Annotated in this window: 13 protein-coding genes and 1 tRNA gene; 8 read left to right on the forward strand and 6 right to left on the reverse strand. The window is 71.6% G+C overall.

Going from position 1 to position 19,494, the window contains the following annotated elements; translation table 11 throughout:
* Positions 1-243 precede the first annotated feature (243 nt).
* The 4 genes from EBO15_RS34395 to EBO15_RS34410 all read right to left on the reverse strand — a co-directional run bounded on the left by EBO15_RS34395 (position 244) and on the right by EBO15_RS34410 (position 4,695).
* On the reverse strand, positions 244-1,641 hold the full coding sequence (locus tag EBO15_RS34395; RefSeq protein WP_122198658.1) for an amino acid permease: 1,398 nt from the start codon (positions 1,639-1,641) through the stop codon (positions 244-246).
* Entirely contained in the window at positions 1,638-2,066 is a 429-nt protein-coding gene (locus EBO15_RS34400; RefSeq protein ID WP_122198659.1) for an acyl-CoA thioesterase, read from the reverse strand. The genes EBO15_RS34395 and EBO15_RS34400 overlap by 4 nt, the downstream gene beginning before the upstream one ends.
* Positions 2,057-3,676, reverse strand: a complete 1,620-nt coding sequence (locus EBO15_RS34405) for an AMP-binding protein (protein WP_233616627.1) — start codon at positions 3,674-3,676, stop codon at positions 2,057-2,059. The genes EBO15_RS34400 and EBO15_RS34405 overlap by 10 nt, the downstream gene beginning before the upstream one ends.
* A 221-nt stretch (positions 3,677-3,897) precedes the next feature.
* The gene (locus EBO15_RS34410) at positions 3,898-4,695 is read right to left on the reverse strand and encodes an enoyl-CoA hydratase/isomerase family protein (RefSeq protein WP_233616628.1); all 798 of its coding nucleotides are present in this window, start codon (positions 4,693-4,695) and stop codon (positions 3,898-3,900) included.
* Between the two features lie 227 nt (positions 4,696-4,922).
* Between EBO15_RS34410 and EBO15_RS34415 the strand changes: the two genes are divergently transcribed.
* Positions 4,923-5,618 (forward strand): TetR/AcrR family transcriptional regulator, encoded by a 696-nt coding sequence (locus EBO15_RS34415; RefSeq protein ID WP_199744978.1) that lies wholly within the window; start codon positions 4,923-4,925, stop codon positions 5,616-5,618.
* An 81-nt stretch (positions 5,619-5,699) separates the two neighbouring features.
* Here the strand turns inward: EBO15_RS34415 and EBO15_RS34420 are convergent, their stop codons facing one another.
* The gene (locus tag EBO15_RS34420) at positions 5,700-7,307 is read right to left on the reverse strand and encodes an amidohydrolase (RefSeq protein WP_233616629.1); all 1,608 of its coding nucleotides are present in this window, start codon (positions 7,305-7,307) and stop codon (positions 5,700-5,702) included.
* 494 nt (positions 7,308-7,801) lie between these two features.
* Between EBO15_RS34420 and EBO15_RS44610 the strand changes: the two genes are divergently transcribed.
* The 6 genes from EBO15_RS44610 to EBO15_RS34475 all read left to right on the forward strand — a co-directional run bounded on the left by EBO15_RS44610 (position 7,802) and on the right by EBO15_RS34475 (position 16,477).
* Entirely contained in the window at positions 7,802-11,281 is a 3,480-nt protein-coding gene (locus EBO15_RS44610) for an AfsR/SARP family transcriptional regulator (RefSeq protein WP_158628441.1), read from the forward strand.
* 181 nt (positions 11,282-11,462) lie between these two features.
* Positions 11,463-12,875 carry a cobalamin-dependent protein gene (locus tag EBO15_RS34455; RefSeq protein ID WP_122198665.1) on the forward strand — a complete coding sequence of 471 codons (1,413 nt, stop codon included), beginning with the start codon at positions 11,463-11,465 and terminating at the stop codon, positions 12,873-12,875.
* A gap of 347 nt (positions 12,876-13,222) precedes the next feature.
* On the forward strand, positions 13,223-13,645 hold the full coding sequence (locus tag EBO15_RS34460; RefSeq protein ID WP_122198666.1) for a hypothetical protein: 423 nt from the start codon (positions 13,223-13,225) through the stop codon (positions 13,643-13,645).
* A 95-nt stretch (positions 13,646-13,740) separates the two neighbouring features.
* Positions 13,741-14,616, forward strand: a complete 876-nt coding sequence (locus EBO15_RS34465; RefSeq protein WP_122198667.1) for a peptidoglycan-binding protein — start codon at positions 13,741-13,743, stop codon at positions 14,614-14,616.
* Positions 14,617-14,722: 106 nt separating this feature from the next.
* On the forward strand, positions 14,723-15,538 hold the full coding sequence (locus EBO15_RS45510; protein ID WP_199744979.1) for a CHAP domain-containing protein: 816 nt from the start codon (positions 14,723-14,725) through the stop codon (positions 15,536-15,538).
* Positions 15,539-15,547: 9 nt separating this feature from the next.
* Positions 15,548-16,477, forward strand: coding sequence for a peptidase inhibitor family I36 protein (locus tag EBO15_RS34475; protein WP_122198668.1), 930 nt, complete (start codon positions 15,548-15,550; stop codon positions 16,475-16,477).
* A gap of 1,254 nt (positions 16,478-17,731) precedes the next feature.
* On the opposite strand, the gene EBO15_RS34485 is transcribed toward EBO15_RS34475, so the two are convergent.
* Positions 17,732-17,807 (reverse strand) — tRNA-Arg (locus tag EBO15_RS34485).
* Between the two features lie 643 nt (positions 17,808-18,450).
* On the opposite strand from EBO15_RS34485, the gene EBO15_RS34490 reads away from it, so the two are divergent.
* A complete protein-coding gene (locus EBO15_RS34490; RefSeq protein WP_122198670.1) occupies positions 18,451-19,494 on the forward strand; it encodes a D-alanyl-D-alanine carboxypeptidase family protein in 1,044 nt (347 codons plus the stop codon).

The following is a 19,494-nucleotide window of genomic DNA, read 5'->3' on the forward strand; positions in this document are numbered from 1 at the left end:
GGGCGCGGGCCGCGGGCGCGGGCCGCGAAGGCGGGCGCCTGGCGGTGGGAGCGGGCGGCGGGCGGTGGGCGGTGGGCACCTGGCGGCAGAAGCGGGCCACGGACGCGGGCGCGGGTGGTGGAAGCGGGCGTGGGTTTGGGTGGTGGTTGGGGTGGGCTGCGAGGGGTGGGGATTGCGTTGTGGGGGGGGTGCGGGGTTGGGGCTCGGCGGCCCTTGGGTGGGCCGCCGAGCGGGGTGGATGGGTCAGGAGGTGGAGCGGCGGCGGGATTGGCGGATGGCACCTGCCAGGACGGCGATGGCCGTTACCGACAAGGTGAGGGTCAGGGAGCGGCGGGTGTCGGAGTGGGTGGCCAGGAAGATCAGCATCGCGCCGAGGACCAGCACGATCAGCCATGACAGGTAGGGGTGTCCCCACATGCGGACGGCCGGGACGAAGCCCTCGCGGTCGGCGCGGGCTCGGGCGCGGAGCTGGGTGATGGTGATGGTCAGGTACAGCAGGACGATCACCGAGCCGCTGGAGTTCACCAGGAAGTCGAACACGGCGGTGGTGCTGACGAAGTAGTTGGCGCAGACCGTGACGAATCCGGCGATGGACGCCAGCAGGACGCCCGCGACAGGCACACCGTGCCGGTTGGTGCGGCCGAGGAAGCGCGGCGCCTCGCCGTTCGCCGCGAGGGCGAACATCATCCGGGACGAGGTGTAGATGCCCGAGTTCAGGCAGGACAGGACGGCGATGAGGACGATCACGTCCATGGCCGTCCCGGCGTGCGGGATGCCGAGGGTGTCGAGCACCGCCGCGTACGGGCTGGACGTGACGCTCGCCGAGTCGTGGGGAAGGAGGGTCACGATGACCGCGACCGAGCCGATGTAGAAGATCAGGATCCGGGTCACCGTGGACCGGACGGCCTTGCGCACCGCCTCGGCCGGGCGGACGGCCTCGCCGGCCGCGATCGTGACGACCTCGGCGCCGTTCAGCGCGAACATCACCACGAGCGCGGCCGGCACGACCGCGTACCAGCCGTGGGGCGCGAACCCGCCGTGGTGCAGCAGGTTGGTGGTGCCCGGCGCGTCCACGCCCGGCATGAGGCCCGCGATCGCGAGCACGCCGAGGACGATGAACAGGACGATCGCGATGACCTTGACCAGGGCGAACCAGAACTCGGACTCGCCGTAGGCGCGCACCGCGACCAGGTTCGCGCCGGTCAGGACGACCATGAACAGCAGCGCGGCGGACCATCCGGGCACGTCCGGGAGCAGTCTGTGCACGAGGCCGCCGCCGACGACGGCCTCGACGCCGACGGTCACCGACCAGGAGTAGGCGTACATCCAGCCGATCGCGAGCCCGGCCCAGCTGCCGAGCTCGCGGGAGGCGTAGGCGGCGAACGAGCCGGTGGCGGGCGTGGTCACCGACAGTTCGGCGAGCATCCGCATGACCAGCACGACCAGCAGGCCGGACGCGGCGTAGGAGACGAGGGCGGCCGGTCCGGCGGACTTGATCACGCTGCCGCTGCCGACGAACAGGCCGGCGCCGATGACGCCGCCGATCGCGATCATGCTCATCTGGCGGTCCGCGAGGGCCGGCTTCAGCGCCGGTTCGTCGTGCGGGGCCGCGGTCTCGGTTCGGGTTTCGGGGGTGGTCATGGCGCCTCCAGAGGGGCGAGGTCGCGCATTCGCGGGGTCCAGGGGGTGGGACGGCCGGTCCGGTCGATCTTGACGATCGTCCGGGTGCCGGTCGCGCTGGGCGCCGCACCGGGCGCGGTGCGGCAGGCGAAGGCCCACTCGGCGCTGGTGCGGCCGAGGCGGCGCAGGGTGAGCTCGACGAGCAGGGGTCCCGGGTGGCACACGGGCGCGTCGAACTCGATCGTGAACGCGGCGACGGCGTAGCGCAGGTCGTCGTCGCGGTCGTGGGTGGCGGTGGTGTCGAATCCGGCTCGGGCGAGGAGCGCCGTCGTGGCGCGTTCCACGTGCAGGGCGAAGCGCGCGTTGTGCAGGTGCCCGTTCATATCGAACTCGTCGAAGTGGACGGTCGTGGGGATCACCCACGTGGGCCGGGACGTCACGTCCATGTTCCGGACGTTCCGTCGTAGGTCGGGACGGTCGCCAGCAGGTTTCGGACGGCCGCTTTGGAGACGCGCTCGGACGCGGTACGCGGGAGTTCATCCACGTATGTCCAGTAGCGCGGGACCTTGAAGTACGCGAGCTGGGCGCGTCCGTGGGCGATCAGCTCGTCCGGCGGGACGGCGTCCGCGCCGCCCTCGACCACGACGACCGCGTGCACCTCCTCGCCGCGCAGCTCGTCCGGCTCGGGCAGGACGGCGGCCAGCGCGACGCGCGGATGCAGTTGCAGGACGGTCTCGACCTCCTGCGCGGACACGTTCTCGCCGCTTCGGCGGATCATGTCCTTGGTGCGGCCGATGTAGTAGACGCGGCCCTCGTCGTCCATTCGGGCCAGGTCACCGGTGTGGAACCAGCCTCCGGCGAACGCGCGGGCGGTGGCGCCCGGATCGCGGAAGTAGCCGTGCATCATGCCGGTCCCGCGCATCACGAGCTCGCCGGTCTCGCCGCGCGGGACGGGGGTCGCGCCGTCCGGGCCGACGATCATCGCCTCGCGTCCGGGGGCGGGACGGCCGAGGCATCCGGTGCCGACGGTCGCGTCGTGGTCCTCGGGACCGAGCCGGATGTCGCTGCCGGTTTCGGTCATCCCGAACGCCTCGAACCATGGGACGCCCCAGCGTTCCTCCAGCGCGGCGTGCAGCGCGGGCGGGATCGCGGACGCGCAGATCGCCCGGACCCGGTGGTTCCGGTCGTCCGGCGAAGGGGGCATGTCGAGCAGCAGCCTCGGCATGAGGCCGAGACAGTAGAACCAGGTCACGCCGTGTTCGCGCACCTTGTCCCAGAAGGTCGTCGGATGGAAGCGGTCGAGCACGACCAGCGACGCTCCGGACGTCAGCCCGACGGCGACGTTCCACTGCGGGTCCATGTAGTGGAACGGCTGCGCGGTGAGGATGACGTCGTCCTCGCCCAGGCCCGGCCAGTCGTCGACGAGCCCGGCGGCAAGCGTCGTCCAGTAGCGGTGCGGCAGGACGCATCCCTTGGGCGCGCCCGTCGTGCCGGACGTGTACTGGACGTTCGCCACGCTCTCCGCAACCGAAACCGGTTCTGTGGACGGCGCGCCTTCCGAGGCGATGCCGTCGGCGGGTGCCCGATCCCGCGGACGCGCGTTGACCGGACGGTTTCCCTCCGGGAACGCGTCGGCCGGGAGCGCGACGCGGTCGAGATCGATCACGTGGACGAGGTCGGTCGCGTCCCGGATCTCCTCGATCAGCGGGACGAACTCGCCGGTCGTGAGGATCACGCGGCATCCCGCGTGCGCGATCACGTGCGTCGCGTCGTACTGCCGGTATCCGGTGTTGACCGGCACCATCGCGGCGCCGGCCTTCGCCGCCGCGAGCCAGCTCAGCGGGAACTCGGGCCTGTTGCGGACCATCACGCCGACCCGGTCGCCCGGCCCCACGCCGTGCTCGGCCAGCAGCGTGGCCAGGGCGTCCGTCCGGGCGTCGACCTGGGCGAACGTCAGGCGCTCGCCCGTCTCGTCGAAGATCCAGGCGACGCGCTCAGGCCACAGCGCCGCGGCCCGCCGGACCAGTCCGTCCAGCGTCTCCACCCGCGCCGCCACCACCGAACCCGCCCGAGGCCGAACGCCCTTCGCCGACTCCGACCCGCCCTGCGAGAACACGTCCGGGCTCTCTGCTCGCCCTTGCGCTGCGCGGTCCTGCGCGGCCCGCTCCTGCGCTGCGCGGTCCTGCGCTGCGCGGTCCTGCGCTGCGCGGTCCTGCGCTGCGCGGTCTTGCACTGCGGAGTCCTGCGTGGCGCGGTCCTGCGTGGGGGGCGGGGGCATCAGGTGTTCCTCGCGCGGCTGCCGCGGAGGGCGGCGTGGGCGGAGTCCTCGTCGGCGATCGCGGCGTCCGTGACCAGGGCGTGCGCGATCTCCAGGGCGAGCGCGCCGTGGAGCGTGCCGTCCGTGCCCTCGTCGAGCGCGGTCTTGGCCAGGGACGTCGCGAGGGGCGGCTGGGACGCGAGGCGGCGGGCCCATTCGAGGGCGGCGTCGAGCTGTCCGCCCGCCGGGACGACGCGGTTGACCAGGCCGATCCGTTCGGCCTCCTGGGCGGGGAGGGGTTCGCCGAGCAGGACCAGTTCCTTGGCCTTGGCCGGGCCGACGAGCGCGGGCAGCAGGCGGCTGACCCCGCCGGTGACGCTCAGCCCGATTCCGACCTCGGGGAAGCGGAACACCGTGTCCTCGGCGGCGATGACCAGGTCGCAGCCCAGGGCGAACTCGGCGCCCGCGCCGACCGCGTGGCCGTGGACGGCCGCGATCACCGGGACGGGCAGCGCGCGGATCCGCCGGGTGACCTCCTGGAGCCGGTCGAGCCGTTCGGTCAGCGAGGTCGGCTGTTCACGGGGTTCCTTCAGGTCGTGGCCGGCGCAGAAGGCGCGGCCGTTTCCGGTGAGCACCACCGCGCCGATCTCGCGTCCGGCGGCGTCGGCGCAGGACGCGAGCGCGTCGAGCAGGCCGTCCACCAGTGCGGGGCTGACCGCGTTCAGCCGGTGCGGGCGGTTGAGGCGGACGACGGCCGCCGCGTCGTCGAAGGCCACCTCCACCGGCCGCGTCCCGGACGCCGCGAGAGGGTCGTTCACCTGGGCCATCCTGCCTCCAACGTCACGATGCCCGATCCTCGATCGATCGATCGATTGGGCTGGACGCTAAACCGGCCGCGGCCGCTCCGTCAAGAGTCCGGACGGCATCGAGCGACCCGCCTATACGCTGGGAGGCCACGTTCCGGAACGCCCGGGGGCGGCCGGAGTCCGCCCCGCGAACCCGGGCAGGGGCCCGATCCGGCGGAACAGAAAGCGACGGCACTTCCATGGCACGAGCGAGCGGCCCGAGGACGCGCGAGGGCGGGGCCGTGGCCGGCGGCACCGAGGAGCAGATCCGGCGCGCGGCGGTGCACCTGTTCGCCACCCGGGGGTTCCACGCGACCGGGATCCGCCAGCTCGCCGAGGCCGTCGGGATCAACTCCTCCACGCTGTACCACTACATGGGCACCAAGGAGGACCTGCTCTTCGCGATCACGCAGGACAGCTTCCGCCGCCTCATCGACGCCGCCGACCGCCTCTCCCCCGACCTGAATCCGCAGGTCAGGCTGTGCGGCCTGGTCTACCTGCACGTCTGGTCGCACGCGACGCACCCCGAGGAGACCGCGGTCGTCGACAACGAGCTCCGCAGCCTGGACGGCGACCGGCTCGCCCAGGCCGTCGAGCTCCGCGACCGCTACGAGGGCCTCTGGGCGAGCGTGATCGCGGACGGGTGCGCGTCCGGGACCTTCGCCGTCCAGGACCCGCGCATCGCCCGGATCGCGCTCCTCCAGATGTGCTCGGGCGTGGCGGGCTGGTACTCGGCGTCCGGCAAGACGTCCCTGCGCGACCTCACCACCACGTACGCGCAGATGGCGCTGAGCCTGCTGTCGTGCGGTCGCGACTATCGAACGATCGAGCGCCTGCTGGACGACCTCGATCTCCAGCCCGTCGTGGCCGCCGCCTGGCCCGAGTCCGCCATCTGACCGGGTGACGCCGACAAGCCGGAGACGGCGTCCGCGTCGGACGCCGACGCCGGACGTCGGCGCCGTCTCCGGCCGCAGGGGTTAGGCGTCGTCGAAGGCGACGTCGGGGGCTTGGTAGGCGAAGTCGCCGTTCACGATGGTGGCGAGGACGCGGAGGTCCTTGATCCGCCCCGGGTCGACGCTGGTGAGATCGTCGTCGAGAACGGCCAGGTCGGCGAGGCGGCCGGGCGTGATCGTCCCCATGTCGCGCTCGTCGAATCCGGCGTGGGCCGAGCCCGCCGTGTAGGACGCGAGGGCCTCGAGCGGGCTGACGGCCTCGTCCGGGGCGAGCGGTGCGCCGCTCTGCGTCCGGCGGTCGACCATGTCGTGGATGCCGAGCAGCGGGTTCCCCCGGACGACCGGACGGTCCGAACTGCCCGGAACGACCAGTCCGGCGTCCAGGAACGAGCGCTGCCGGTAGCACCACGGCTCGCGCGCCGGGCCCAGCGCGGCCCGCATCCCGTCGCCGATCTGCCCGACGAACGTCGCCTGCGGCACCGGCACGACACCCAGCTCCGCCAGGCGTTCGACCTGGTCAGGACGGGTGACGGCGCAGTGTTCGATCCGGTGTCGCGCGTCCGGGCGCGGCTGGGCGGCCTGCGCCTCGGCGTACGCGTCCAGGACGACATCGATCGCTCGATCGCCGATCGCGTGCGTCGCGACCTGCCATCCGCCCGCGTGAGCGCGGAGGATCCGCTCGCGGAGGACTCCGGCGTCCATCTGCAGGTAGCCGCTGTTGCCCGCCTCGCCCTCGAAGTCGCAGCACATCGCCGCCGTCCTCCCGATCAGCGAGCCGTCCGCGAAGATCTTCATGGCGCCGAGGCGGAGCCACGCGTCCCCGAATCCGGTGCGGAAGCCCAGGTCGAGGCCGTTCGCCGGAGGGAGCCCCGGCTCCCGGTCGAGCTCCCGCGCCGAGTCGGACGCCACCATCAGCCGGACCCGCACGCCCAGCAGCCCGCGCTCCCGCGCGACCTGGTACGCGGCGCCCTCGACGGGTGAATGCCCGATCCAGCCGCGTCCGATCCCGGCTTCCGTGCAGGTCGTGATGCCCTCGCTCAGGTACTGCGCGCTCGCCGCCCCGATCGCCTGGACGATCTGCTCCTCCGGGAAGGGGTAGCGCAACCGGCGCAGCAGCATCTGCGCCTGCTCCTCGAGCAGGCCGTTCGGCCGCCCGTCCGGATCGGTCGCGACCTTGCCGCCCTCTGGGACGGCCGCCCCGTCCAGGGCCGCCGACAGCGCCCGCGAGTTGGCGACGGACATGTGCGCCGACGTGTGCCGCAGCCACACCGGGTGATCGGGGGCGACGGCGTCCAGGCCGTCCCGGTGCGGATGCCCGCCGATCTTGTTCTGGTCGTATCCGGACCCGATGATCCAGGTTCCGGGAGGCTGCGTCCGGGCCCGTTCGGCGACCGCCGCGTACACGTCCTCGACCGTCCGCATGGGCGGGCTCGCGAGGTCGATCTCGGTCCGGGACATGCCGAAGAGCACCATGTGGTTGTGGGCGTCGTTGAAGCCGGGCACCACGCACGCCCCGTCCAGCCCGATCACCCGCCGGGCCCGGACGCCGTCCAGTTCCTCGTCCACCCCGACGATCCGCCCCTGATGCACGCCGATCCGCCGCACCACGGGACGCCTCGGATCCACGCTCACCCCGACCAGATCCGTCAGAACCGCATCGATACGCACTCGCGAACTCCAATCGATCGATCGATTGACTGGATGCTACGCACTCCGTCCACGACCGTCACCCGCGGCGGGCGATCCCCCGCATGGAGACCGGGACGGAGACCGGGATGGAGACCGGGATGGAGACCGGGACGGAGACCGGGACGGAGACCGGGATGGAGACCGCGTCGGTACGCCGAGACGTGCCCTCGGCCCGCGCTCCGCGGTGGCGGGCGGATCGTCCAGGAACCCTTCAGACGAGGGCTTCGCGGGCCCCGCGGGGAAGGGGGCGTCCGCCCTCACACCTCATCGGTTGACCAAATCCCGCGCCGAATTTGTGCTTGATCACCAAGGAACGTGATCTTCGGAGACCTTCACCCTCCGTTGCCTTGACGGCGCGGGTACCCGGAGCGATCTTGACGGGGGCGAGTGGACGCCACGTCGTGGACGGGAGTGGGCGGATGGGCGAGGGAGACCAGTTGCGGATTCTCCTTCTCGGGCCGATCGAGGCGTGGCGAGGCGGAGACCGGCTGCCGCTCGGCGGGGTCAAGCAGCGGACGCTGCTGGCCGGGCTGGCGCTGCGCGCCGGCAAACCGGTCTCGGCCGACCGGATCATCACCTGGCTCTGGGGCGAGGAGCCCCCGACGACCGCCGTCCAGCAACTCCACAAGCAGATCTCGCAGCTACGGGCGCTCCTGGGTCCGGGCTCGATCGAGCGGCACGCCCAGGGGTACGCGCTGCACGTCCACCGGGACCAGGTCGACCTGACCGGGATGGAGACCACGACCGACGACGCCCGCGTCCACCTGGCCGAAGGGCGGTTCGAGGAGGCCGCCGAACGGTTCCGCGCGGCGCTGTGGACGTGGCGGGGACGGTCCATCTCCGACGCGGCCCCCGGGCTGAGCAGCGACGGGCACTTCCTGGAGGAGCGGCGGCTGAGCGCGGCGCTCGAATGGGCCGACGCCGAGTTGAGGTTCGGCGGGAGCGCCGAGCTGGTGTCCGGACTCCGGATCCTGGTGGCCGAGCACCCCTACCAGGAGCGGCTCTGGGCGCAGCTGATCCTCGCCCTCCACCGGGCCGGACGGGTCGCGGACGCGCTGGCCTCCTATGAGGAGTGCCGCAGCGTCCTCGCGGACGGCCTGGGCCTGGACCCTGGGGTTGAGCTGCGCAAACTCCACCAGGCGGTGTTGGTGGGCGACCCGAGTCTCGAGGTGGCGCCCACACCGTCCAGGGCGGATCCGGACCCGGCCCCTCCCCCGAGGCGGATCGCGGAGCCGAGCCTGGTGCCGAGCCCGATGGCGGGGCCGGTGCCGAGCCTGGTGGCGGGCCCGGTGTCGGCGAGCCCGGTGACGGCGGGGCCGCAGCCGGTGAACCTTCCGGCGGCCGTCGGCGACTTCACCGGACGGGAGGCGCAGATGAGCCTGGTCCGCGCGCGGCTCGCCCGCGGCGCGGAGACGGCGGAGCGCCTGGCCGTGCCCGTCCTCGTGATCTCCGGGAAGGGCGGCGTCGGGAAGACCGCCCTCGCCCTGCAGGTCGCGCACGACATGGGACCGGACTTCCCGGGCGGCCGCCTGTACGTGAACCTCCGCGGCCACGACCCTCGCCCGACGGACCCGCACGACGTCCTGCGCCGGTTCCTGCGGGCGGTCGGCGTCGACGAGAGCGCGATGCCGCACGACCACGACGAGGCCGGTGAGCTGTTCCGGTCGCGGACGGCGGGACGCCGCATGCTGTTCCTGCTGGACAACGCGGCGAGCGAGGCCCAGGTGCGGCCGCTGCTGCCCGGGTCCCCGACCTGCTCGGTGCTGATCACCAGCCGGTCCCGGCTGTCCGGGCTGGGCGGCGCGCAGCTGCTCAACCTGGAGGTCTTCGAGCCGGAGCAGGCCGTCGGGCTCATCGAGGCCATCGTCGGACGGGAGCGGGTGGCCGCCGAACCCGAGCAGGCCCGCGAGATCGCCCGGTTGAGCGGCCACCTGCCGCTGGCGGTGCGCATCGCCTCGGCGCGGCTGGCCAGCCGTCCGCACTGGCCGCTCGCCCGCCTGGTGGACCGCCTCGCGGACGAGCGGCGCCGCCTGGACGAGCTCGCGTTCGGCGACCTGGAGCTGCGGGCGAGCGTCGCCCTCGGCTACGCCGGCCTGAGCGAACCGCAGCGTCGCGCCTTCCGCGTCCTCGGCCTGGTGCAGGTCCCCGAGTTCGCCGCCTGGGTCGTCGGCCCGCTGCTGGGGGTCCCGGTCGGCGAGGCCGAGGACCTCGTCGAGGCGCTCATCGACGCCCAGCTTCTCGAGGTCGCCCGGAGCGGACCGGGCGGCCGACTGCGCCTCCGCTTCCACGACCTGGTGCTGCTGTACGCCAGGGAGTGCCTGGCCGAGGAGTCTGAGCAGGTCAGGCACGCCGCGCTGGCCCGCGTCAGCGACGCCTGGCTGCGGCTCGCGGGCATGGCCGAGTCCCGCGCCTACTCCAGAGCCGAACGCGGCTGGGGCCCCGCTCCGACCTCGGCGTCCGCGCCCGCGTCCGCACTCGGGCTCGACACGATGCCGCAGGACGGTCCGGGGGCGTCGGCGCTCGGGGCGGTGCCGCAGGACGGTCCGGGGGCGTCGGCGCTCGGGGCGGTGCCGCAGGCCGAACCGGGCGCGTCCAGGCTCGGAGCGACGCCGCAGGTCGGCCCGGGCGCGTCCAGCCTCGATGCGACGCCGCAGGTCGGCCCGGGCGCGTCCGCGAGGGCGGTCTACGCCGGGCTGTCGGACGCCGAGATGGACGAGATCATCTCGGATCCGCTGCTCTGGTTCGACGAGGAGCGCCTGGCGCTCAGCAGGGCGGTCTCGCAGGCGTGCGCGGCGGGCCTGTCCGGGGCGGCCTGGGGCATCTGCCATCACCTGGTGGAGTTCTTCGAGCTCAGCGGCCAGTACGACGACTGGGAACAGACCCACCTCAGGGCGCTGTGGCTCTGCCTGGAGGCCGGGGACACGATGGGCGAGGCCACCACGCGCCTCGGCCTGGCCCGGTGCCTGCTGCACCGGGACTTCGACAGCGCGCTGATGGAGGCGGAACTCTCCCAGAAGACCTTCCAGAAACTCGGATGCCACGCGGCGGAGGCCGAGGCCCTCGCCGCGCGGGCCTCCGTCCTCCGGGCCGCCGGACGGCACCGGGAGGCGGCCACCGTCCTGAGCCGCGTGCGGGAGGCCGCCCGGCGGGCCGGCAACGAGCGCGCCGCCCTCTGGGCCGAGCGGGAGATCGTCCTCAACGACGACGAGCACGGCCGGGACGCCGAGTCCCTCGCGGCGATGGGACGGAGCCTGGACCGCGCCGCGCGCTGCGGGATGTCCCCCGAGCAGTCCGTGGCGCTGCGTCGCCTGGCGGGCACCAGGCGGGAGCACGTCGACCGCGAGGAGGCGCTCGACCTGGCCGAACGGGCGTCGGCGTTCCGGCGGGAGCGTGGGGACGGCCCGTCCGACGCATCCGATCCGGGAGACCCGTCCGATCCGTCCGATCTGTCCGATCCGGGCGACGCGTCCGATCCGGGCGACGCGTCCGACGCGTTCACGCTGCTCACGTTCGGCCTGTCGGCGCTGTCGGTGGGAGACCCCGGAACCGCCTCGCTCATCCGTTCCGGCCTGGCCCTGCTGGCCCGGCTCCTGAACCCGGGAGGGCCGTGGACGCACTACGTCATGGCCCGCCTGGACCTGAGCGAAGGCCTCGTCGACCTGGCCGAAGGACGCGTGGCGCACTCGGTCGGCCCCTCGGAGGGCTCCGACGAACCAAGGTGGTCGTCGACGTCCCCGCTGTTCCTCGCGCAGGTGCATTCGTGGCTCGCGGAGGCGTTCCGGATGTGCGGGCGGGACCGGGAGGCCCATGCCTCGTACCTCGCCGCGCGCGGCATCTACCACGAGCTCGGGAACCGCCCCGCCGCCGACGATCTGGACCGGCTGATGGCCGCCCTCGGACCGGTAGTCGAACGGTAGGAAGGCGGAAGTGGCCCCCCTTAGCCTCCGGGCACCTCCAGAACCTCCGGGGCACCTCCGGTGCGAGCGTGGGAAGGGTGCGGCGATGAGGAAGATCGTGATCTTCGAAGACGTCCGGTCCACCAGGCGGAGGACGCGCGCCGCGCAGGCCGGGACGGTCGCTCCCTAAGGCGCGCGCGCCGTGCGCATCGTGCTGGCGACCCTGCCGTGGGCCCCGGTGGACGTCCCCTCCCCGGCCCTCGACGCCCTCGCCTCGGCGGTCGCGAGCCGCCGTCCGGGGGACGACGTGGAGGTCGTCCACGCCAACGCCGACTTCCATCAGTGGGTCGCCGAGCGGCGCCCCTTCACCATCGAGGACTACGGCTACTACTCGGCGGGCTCGCGCTTCGACGGACGCGGCGACTGGGTGTTCTCCAGCGCCCTGCACGGTGTCCCAGGTTGGCGGGCGGACGAGTTCGACGCGTCCATGGGCGGGACGTGGACGGCGCACCAGCGGGACCTCGGCCACGCCCTGCACGCGCTGGCGCCCGCGTTCGTCGACCGGCTGGCCCGCCGCGTCGTGGACGCCGCCCCGGACCTTGTCGGGTTCACCTCGACGTTCCAGCAGAACACCGCGTCCCTGGCCACCGCGCGGCGGGTCAAGGAGCTGAACCCGGCGATCCGGACGGTTCTCGGCGGGGCCAACTGCGACGGCGTCCAGGGCGCCGCGCTCCACCGCAACTTCCCCGCCGTCGACTTCGTCGTCCGCGGCGAGGGCGCGGTGGTCTTCGCCGAGTTAGTGGGCGCGCTCGCTGACGGCGGTGATCTCGCGCCGATCCCCGGACTGTGCTGGCGTGACCGGAACGGCGTCGCGCACGCGAACCCGGCGTCCACGAGGCCCGCGAACAATGGGGCCACGGGGTGCGTGAATGTCCGGACAATAAGGGACGCCGCGTCGGCCGGGATTCGGCCAACCTGGAACTACATTTACGGATTTCCCGGTGAAGACGACGCCGACCACCTGCCGGTTCTCGAGCAGTTCCCCGCGTTGCACCATCTGCCACCGCCGATGGGCGCGTCCCGCATTGCGGCCGAGCGCCCCGACCCCTACTTCGACCGCCCCGTACCGGGTTTCACCGACCTGCGACCGGCCGCACATTATCAAATTATCTACGACCTGCCCGAGCGCGAGCTCTTCGCCCTGGCCCATCCCTTCCGGGCACCGGAACAGGGCATCGGCGAGGAGACCATCGCCCGACTCGAATCGGCCGTCGACATCTGGCGTTCCGAACACCCGGGCTGCCGGCTCGTCCACTGGGACACCGGCGGCGGGGTGCGCTTTTCCAACAGCAGACCGCAGTTCCCGTGGAGCGAGTTCACGGTCGCCGACCCCTTCGGCCTGGCGCTCCTCCGCCTGCTCCACAGCCCGCGAGGACTGCCGTCGCTGGTGAAGCGCCTCACGGCCGACCTCGGGGTCAACGTGACACACGCCGAGGTCAGGCAGGTCATCGACCGCTGGAAGGCGCTGGGCCTGGTCTTCCACGACCGCGGCCGGTACATCCACGTCGCCACCACCGCCGACGACCGCTCAATGGTGAGGTTCATCGGCCCATGACGCTCGAAACCGCCCCGCGAAGGGACACTCGCCCACCTTTTAGGGGAACAACTCCTCGTCCAAATAGGGGTGCGATCGCAGCCTCCCTCATCGGGCGGAGTATCGACGGACGCGCCCTCCAATGGCCATGTCACGTTCCCCCTGCGGGAAGTGTCCGACGGCCACTACCGCTCACTTCCCTTTTTCGCGCTCCGCGGTAGCGAAAGGGAAGCGCGATGGAAGGTTTTCGGAACCGCGCTCGCGGACTCTTGAGGGGCCCGACCTCCGAAGGGGAGAGTCCTCGCACCGCGGATTCCCTCGGATCCGCCCCGCGGTGCGGCTGCCCCTCACCCCGAAAGGACACCGTCATGAGAAGCCTCACCCGCGCGGCGATCGGCGCCGCGATGGCCACCCCGCTCGCCCTCGGATTCTTCAGCGCGACGGCGCACGCCGAGCAGGCGCCCGGCTGCTCGAGCACCGTCCAGATCGGCTCGACCGCCTACGTGAACCTGGACGGCCAGACCTTCGCGTCGGTCAAGCAGTTCAAGGGCTGCGGAAAGAACTACGGCTACCTGTACGTGTGGTCGGGCTACCGCGCCACGCACAGCAACTGGGACGTCTGCGTCTCCATCGCGACCGTCGACTCCGCGGGCCGTCACCTGGTGGACCTCCAGTGCCCCGGCAAGGTCACCGAGGCGTGGTCCCTGGGCTCCGCGACGCTCGACCAGTGCACCGTCGCCGTCGGCTGGTACCCCGACCGGGCCAGCGCCGCCACCGACGTCCGCTGCTGACGCACACCCCCTCGGCACCGCAGAGGACCGTGCCCCACCGAAGCGTGCCCCACCGAACCGCCCCCCGCAGAACGAACGGAAGGAAACACCCCACGATGAAGACGTTCAAGACCCGAGGCGCCCTCACGGCGCTGCTCGCGACCGTCGCGGTCTCGGGCGGTCTCGCCGCCGGCGCGGTGCACGCGTCGGCCGCGCCCCTGAAGCCGACGGCCCCCAAGGCCGCGGTGCTGCCGGTCGTCAACATGGAGGCCACCGTCCTGGCCGCCCAGATCGACCCCCGGCGCGCCGACAACACGCTGACCCCGGGCGCGAAGGACTCCGTCCTGGCCGTCGAGAAGGTGCTCCAGTCCAAGGGCCTGCTCGCCTCCCAGTGGGTCGACGGCTACTTCGGGACGACGACCATCTCGGCGTACGCGGCCTTCCAGCGCTCGCTCGGCTACACCGGCCTGGACGCCAACGGACTGCCGGGCAAGACCTCCCTGACCACCCTCGGGCAGGGCCAGTTCACCGTCACGAACGTGATCACCGCGGGCGCGAAGGTCCAGCGGGACGGGTACACCGTCGACTCGCGCACCCAGGCGATGCTCACCAGGACCGAGGCGCTGCTCGGCTTCACGCTGAAGCTGGACCAGGGCTCCTACAACCCCGGCGGGGACCCCACGTCCGCCGGTACCCACGATGGCGGCGGCGTCGTGGACATCAACGTCGACGGCATGTCCGCCGACACCCGCACGTCCGTGGCCAAGGCGCTGCGCCAGGTCGGCTTCGCCGCGTGGGTCCGCAACCCGAGCCAGGGCGACTGGCCGTGGCACATCCACGCGGTCGCGATCAGCGACACGGACCTGTCCAGCGAGGCCCAGCACCAGGTCGGCGACTACTACCTCGGCATGAACGGCCTCGCCAACCGCGCCCCGGACGACGGCCCCCGCATCCCGATCCAGACCTGGGAGGACTACCAGCGCACGCACTGACCGGGCGCCCGACACACCGCCGCCCCGGACCTTCGTCCCCGTGATCTCCAACCCCCGATCATCGGCCATCGCCCGATGAGTCGATCACTCCGCGAAAGAGGGAAACATGTCGTACGTACGTAGGACGGTCGCCATCGCCGGCGCCGCGCTGTCCTTTGCCGCCCCCTTCGTCGCCACCACCACGCACGCTTCCGCGGCGGGCCGGGACGGCTCCTGCGACAGTGGCGAGTTCTGCTACTACTACAACAGCAACTTGGCGGGCTCGGTGTCGGACTTCACCGGGTCGATCAGCGACTACGGAACGACCCAGCCGTCCTGCTACGACTTCAAGGGTCCCGGCAATGGCCAGGGCGTGTGCGTGAAGAACAACGCCGCGTCGGTGTGGAACCGCTCGAGTTCCACCGTGCGGGTCTACTTCAACAGCGGTTACGGCGGCAGCTGGCAGGACTTCGGGCCCGGCGCGAGCGGCAATCTCAACGCCACCCTGAAGAACAACAACGCCTCGCACCAGTTCATCGGCAGCTCGGGCGGGAACCAGTCGCCGCGCAACGACTACGACGGCAACGCCCGCGGCTTCGCGCAGAACAACTGCACCGCCTTCGCGGCCTACCGCATCGCCAGCCGCCTCGGCGTCTCGAACTTCAGCAACTCCTGGGGCGGGACGACCTGGGGTAACGCCGGCACCTGGGACGACGCCGCCCGCCGGGTCGGCGTGACCGTCAACACCACGCCCTCGGTCGGCGCGATCGCCGTCAACGACGTCCACAAGGTCGGCCACGTCGCCTACGTGAACGCCGTCTACTCCGACGGATCGTTCGACGTCGAAGAGTACAACTGGAACAACCCGCTCGCCTACGGCACGCGTTCGCACCTCCGCGTCAGCAGCGCTGACACTGCCTTCCAGTACATGCTCCACTTCTAAGGACCTGCGATGACATTCCTGAGAAAGGCGTTCGCCGTTCTCGCCGTCGCCGGTTCGATGCTCACGGGAATCGTCGCGGTGTCCAATCCGGCATCCGCGGCCTCCCGTGACGGGGTCTGCGACAGCGGTGAGTTCTGCTACTATTACAACAGCAACCAGGCCGGCTCGATCTCGGACTTCACCGGGTCGATCAGCGACTACGGAACGACCCAGCCGACCTGCTACGACTTCAAGGGCCCCGGAAACGGCCAGGGCGTGTGCGTGAAGAACAACGCCGCGTCGGTGTGGAACCGCACGGGATCAACCGTGCGCGTCTACTTCAACAGCGGTTACGGCGGGGACTCCCAGGACTTCGCCCCCGGCGCGAGCGGCAACCTCAACGCCACGCTCAAGAACAACAACGCCTCGCACCAGCTGGTGTCCGGCGGTCCGACCGGGTGCCAGACGGACGGCAGCAACACGACGCTGCCCAGCACGATCCTGGTGTACCGGGTCGGCCTGGGACGCGTCGACAGGGTCGGGTTCCAGAGTTACGTGGAGAACGTTCTCCCGAACGAGTGGATCTCGAGCTGGCCGAGCGCCTCGCTGGACGCCGGGGCCATGGCCGTCAAGAGCTACGCCTGGTACTGGGCGCTGCACTCGTCCCGGAAGACGCCGAGCGGCGCGTGCTACGACGTCCGGGACGACACCGGCGACCAGGTCTACAAGCCGGGCTCGGCGCTGTCCTCGACGTCCGCGGCCGTCCAGCGCACCTGGTCGACGCGGATGACCCGCAGCGGCGGCATCCTGGCGGCGCACTACTGCTCGACGTCCACCGCCTGCGGCGACTGGACGACCGGCGACTGGATGTCGCAGTACGGGTCGCGTGACCTCGCGAACGCGGGCCACGACTTCCGCTACATCCTGAGCTACTACTACAGCAACATCGCCCTCTCCTGACGATCACCCCGACCTGGCGGCCCGCGCCGCGGCACCGGTAACCCATACCGGCCCCGCGACGCGGGCCGTCCGCGTCCCTTCACCCCGACGGATCGCCTGGTCAGGCGGCCGGTGAAGTTCTTACGAAATTCCTACGGCTGACCCTGATCAGGTTCAACCGGCGGCCACGCGCCTTACGTTCAGGCCATGGGAGTGCATCTCAGGGGACCAGCGGACGCCCTGGAGGCGTCCGTCCGAGCCGCCGCCCGTCCGTCATGACCACGGCCTTCGGCACTCCGCAACAGGCAATCCCCGCTCATTAAAGGTTCTTCCGATGACTACAGGGCCCACACAACGCGTCTTCTCCGGAGCTGGTCTTTCACGCGCCCAACGCAAGGGCATAGCCTGCGCCAGTTGCGAGAAGCGCTGGCCACGGCCTCACATTCTCCTGGGAACACTCGCCGACGGCAGTCCGCTCTACGTGTGCGCGGACTGCGCCGGGGCCCTCCCGAAAGAGCAGAAACCCGTCCCTGCGCCTCCCACGCCCGCGATCACCACGCCCGCCCAGCCACCCCGGGCCGCAGGCGCCCCGCTGCCCATAACGGCCACCTCGCACCGACACAGCAAAGCCAGCTGGCTCGTCCTCCTGACCACCCTGCTGTTCGGCCTCCCCCTGACCGCCGCCTTCACCCTCCTGTGCCTGGCCCGCGCCAGACCAGGACGTTGACGATCATTCGGCAAGGCACCTCAGGCTGACCTGACGGTCAGCGCATCGGCCGGTCCCAGAAGATCTCCACCTGGTCCAGGTGGACGCGATCAGCCAGGCAGGCATGACGAGGCCGGTCCGCGCCGATGGGCCTGGCGAGCAGTGACGGCACCGCACTGGTGCTGTCCGCCTCGTAGCGAGCCCTGCCGGGAACATTCACACGCACCCCGGACGCGGTGATGAAGGCACCGGCCGGGACCTATCGGACACAGGAGGTCCGACAAGCCCACGCATCCGGCCGTCGTCAGCCTTGAGATCTTCGCCACGGCACAGGAGTTCGCCAAGATCCGGGCAATCTGCTGTCTGACTCGATCATGCGGAAGCCGTTCGGCACCTGCCGCGTGGAGTTCGGCTTCGACAAGCGCACGCGGCTCGCTCAGTGCCGGGTGATCTTGACGGGGGCCGTGCGCCATCGAAGATCAGATTTGCGTCGCCGATGAGGTGATCACGGTGTTCGCCGGAATGAGGGCCGCCCGCGCCGGTGGTCGGGCGGGCGGTTCCCCTGTGTGTGGTGCCCCCGGCAGGATTCGAACCTGCGGCACCCGCTTTAGGAGAGCGGTGCTCTATCCCCTGAGCTACGGAGGCTGGGTGGTGTTCGCGGTAGAGCGTAGCGGACACCCGCTGCAGGGTCACCCGGCTACCAGGGTCACCCGGTGACAAGGGTAAGGGACGGAAGGGGCAGGGGTGGAACCGAATTTGGGGACTAGGCCCCATGGGGCGAGGGTGAGTACAGTTCGGTCCCGTGGTGGGTCGGCATCGTGGGCTGGCGCGGCCTCGGGGTGGCGGCGTCGGGCGGACGCCTCGGCGGGTCTGGATGATCGCCGGGGGGACCGTGATCCTCGTGGTGTTGGCCGGCGCGGTCCTCTTCGGGACGTCGCCAGGGGGACGGACGGACGCCGTGGGCGTGCGGCCGACGACGGCGGCGACCACGGAGAGCAATCCCACTGTGGAGGGTTACGTTCCGCCCCGGCCGAAGCCCGCGGCGACGCGTCCTCCGGCGGTGGATCACCGGACGGCCGTCCGGCCGAAGGCGCCCTCGCCGACGCCCACGCAACGGCCCGGGAGGCCGCCCGGTCAGCGCCGGGGGTGCCCGCCCGGGTGGAAGGACTACCCCTTCCTGCGGCACTGGTGCGACCGTCATCGTCGCACCGTTGCCCCCTGATCACGCTGGGACGTGTAGTAGCGTTCCTGCGGCTCTTCGGCTTCGGGCATCAGGAGGAAACCAGACGTGCCGATTCCCCGGTCGGCGGCACTGATCGCGGTCGTCCTCATGGTGGGGACGTTGGTGTCCCCCGGTGGCGCCGCGGCGAGCGCGCCCCAGAACCCCAGCGGCGACGCGGCCGAGCAGCTGCGCACGGCGGCGAACAAGGCCCGCAAGGACCTGCTCGCGGCGACGCGGAAGATGGAGGACAGCCGGCGGACGCTCGCGGGATCCCAGGACAAGCTGCGGTCGACGCTGAAGGACCTCGCGGAGGCCGACGCCCGGTTCGACCGGATCCGGCTGCCGCTGTCGCGGCTGGCGAACGCGTCCTACCAGCAGCCCGGAGTGGTCGGCTCGATGGCCGTCTTCGGGGCGGGAGGGGACGTCTCGGCGCTGCGCTCGACGGCCGACGTGGACCATCTGGCGGACGCGCAGAAGTCGCTCATCGCGCAGGCCACGCAGCTTCAGAAGCAGAGGCAGACGCTGGCGTCGGCGGCGCAGGAGCTCCAGTCGGACAACGCCGTCGCGCAGACGAAGCTGAAGCAGCAGGTCGACGGGCTGAAGCAGAAGTCGGCCCAGCTCACCGCGCAGCTCGAGGGCATGCTGAAGAAGCTGGACCCGGACAAGCGACTCGAACTGACCTGTGACAAGAGCCTGGCGTCGGAGTCCACCAGGTTCCCCAACGGGCTGATCCCGGACAAGTACCTGTGCCCGCTGCCGCAGAAGGGCATGATGCTGCGCGCGGACGCGGCGCTGGCCTTCTACAAGCTGAACGCGGCGTACAAGCGCCGGTTCGGGCACAAGCTGTGCGTGACGTCCTCGTACCGGAGCCTGGCCGACCAGCATCGCGTGTACGCGGAGCGGCCCGGGTTCGCGGCCGTGCCGGGCACCAGCAACCACGGCAAGGGGCAGGCCGTCGACCTCTGCGACGGCGTCCAGAACCAGGGCTCGACCCAGTTCAACTGGATGCGGGCCAACGCCGGGACGTACGGCTGGGTCCACCCGTCGTGGGCCTACAGCAGCCCGTTCGAGCCCTGGCACTGGGAGTACGGCACCGAGAGCGATCACTGA

Origin of the sequence: Actinomadura harenae (genome assembly GCF_003696215.1) — a bacterium.
Taxonomy (GTDB): Bacteria; Actinomycetota; Actinomycetes; order Streptosporangiales; family Streptosporangiaceae; genus Spirillospora; species Spirillospora harenae.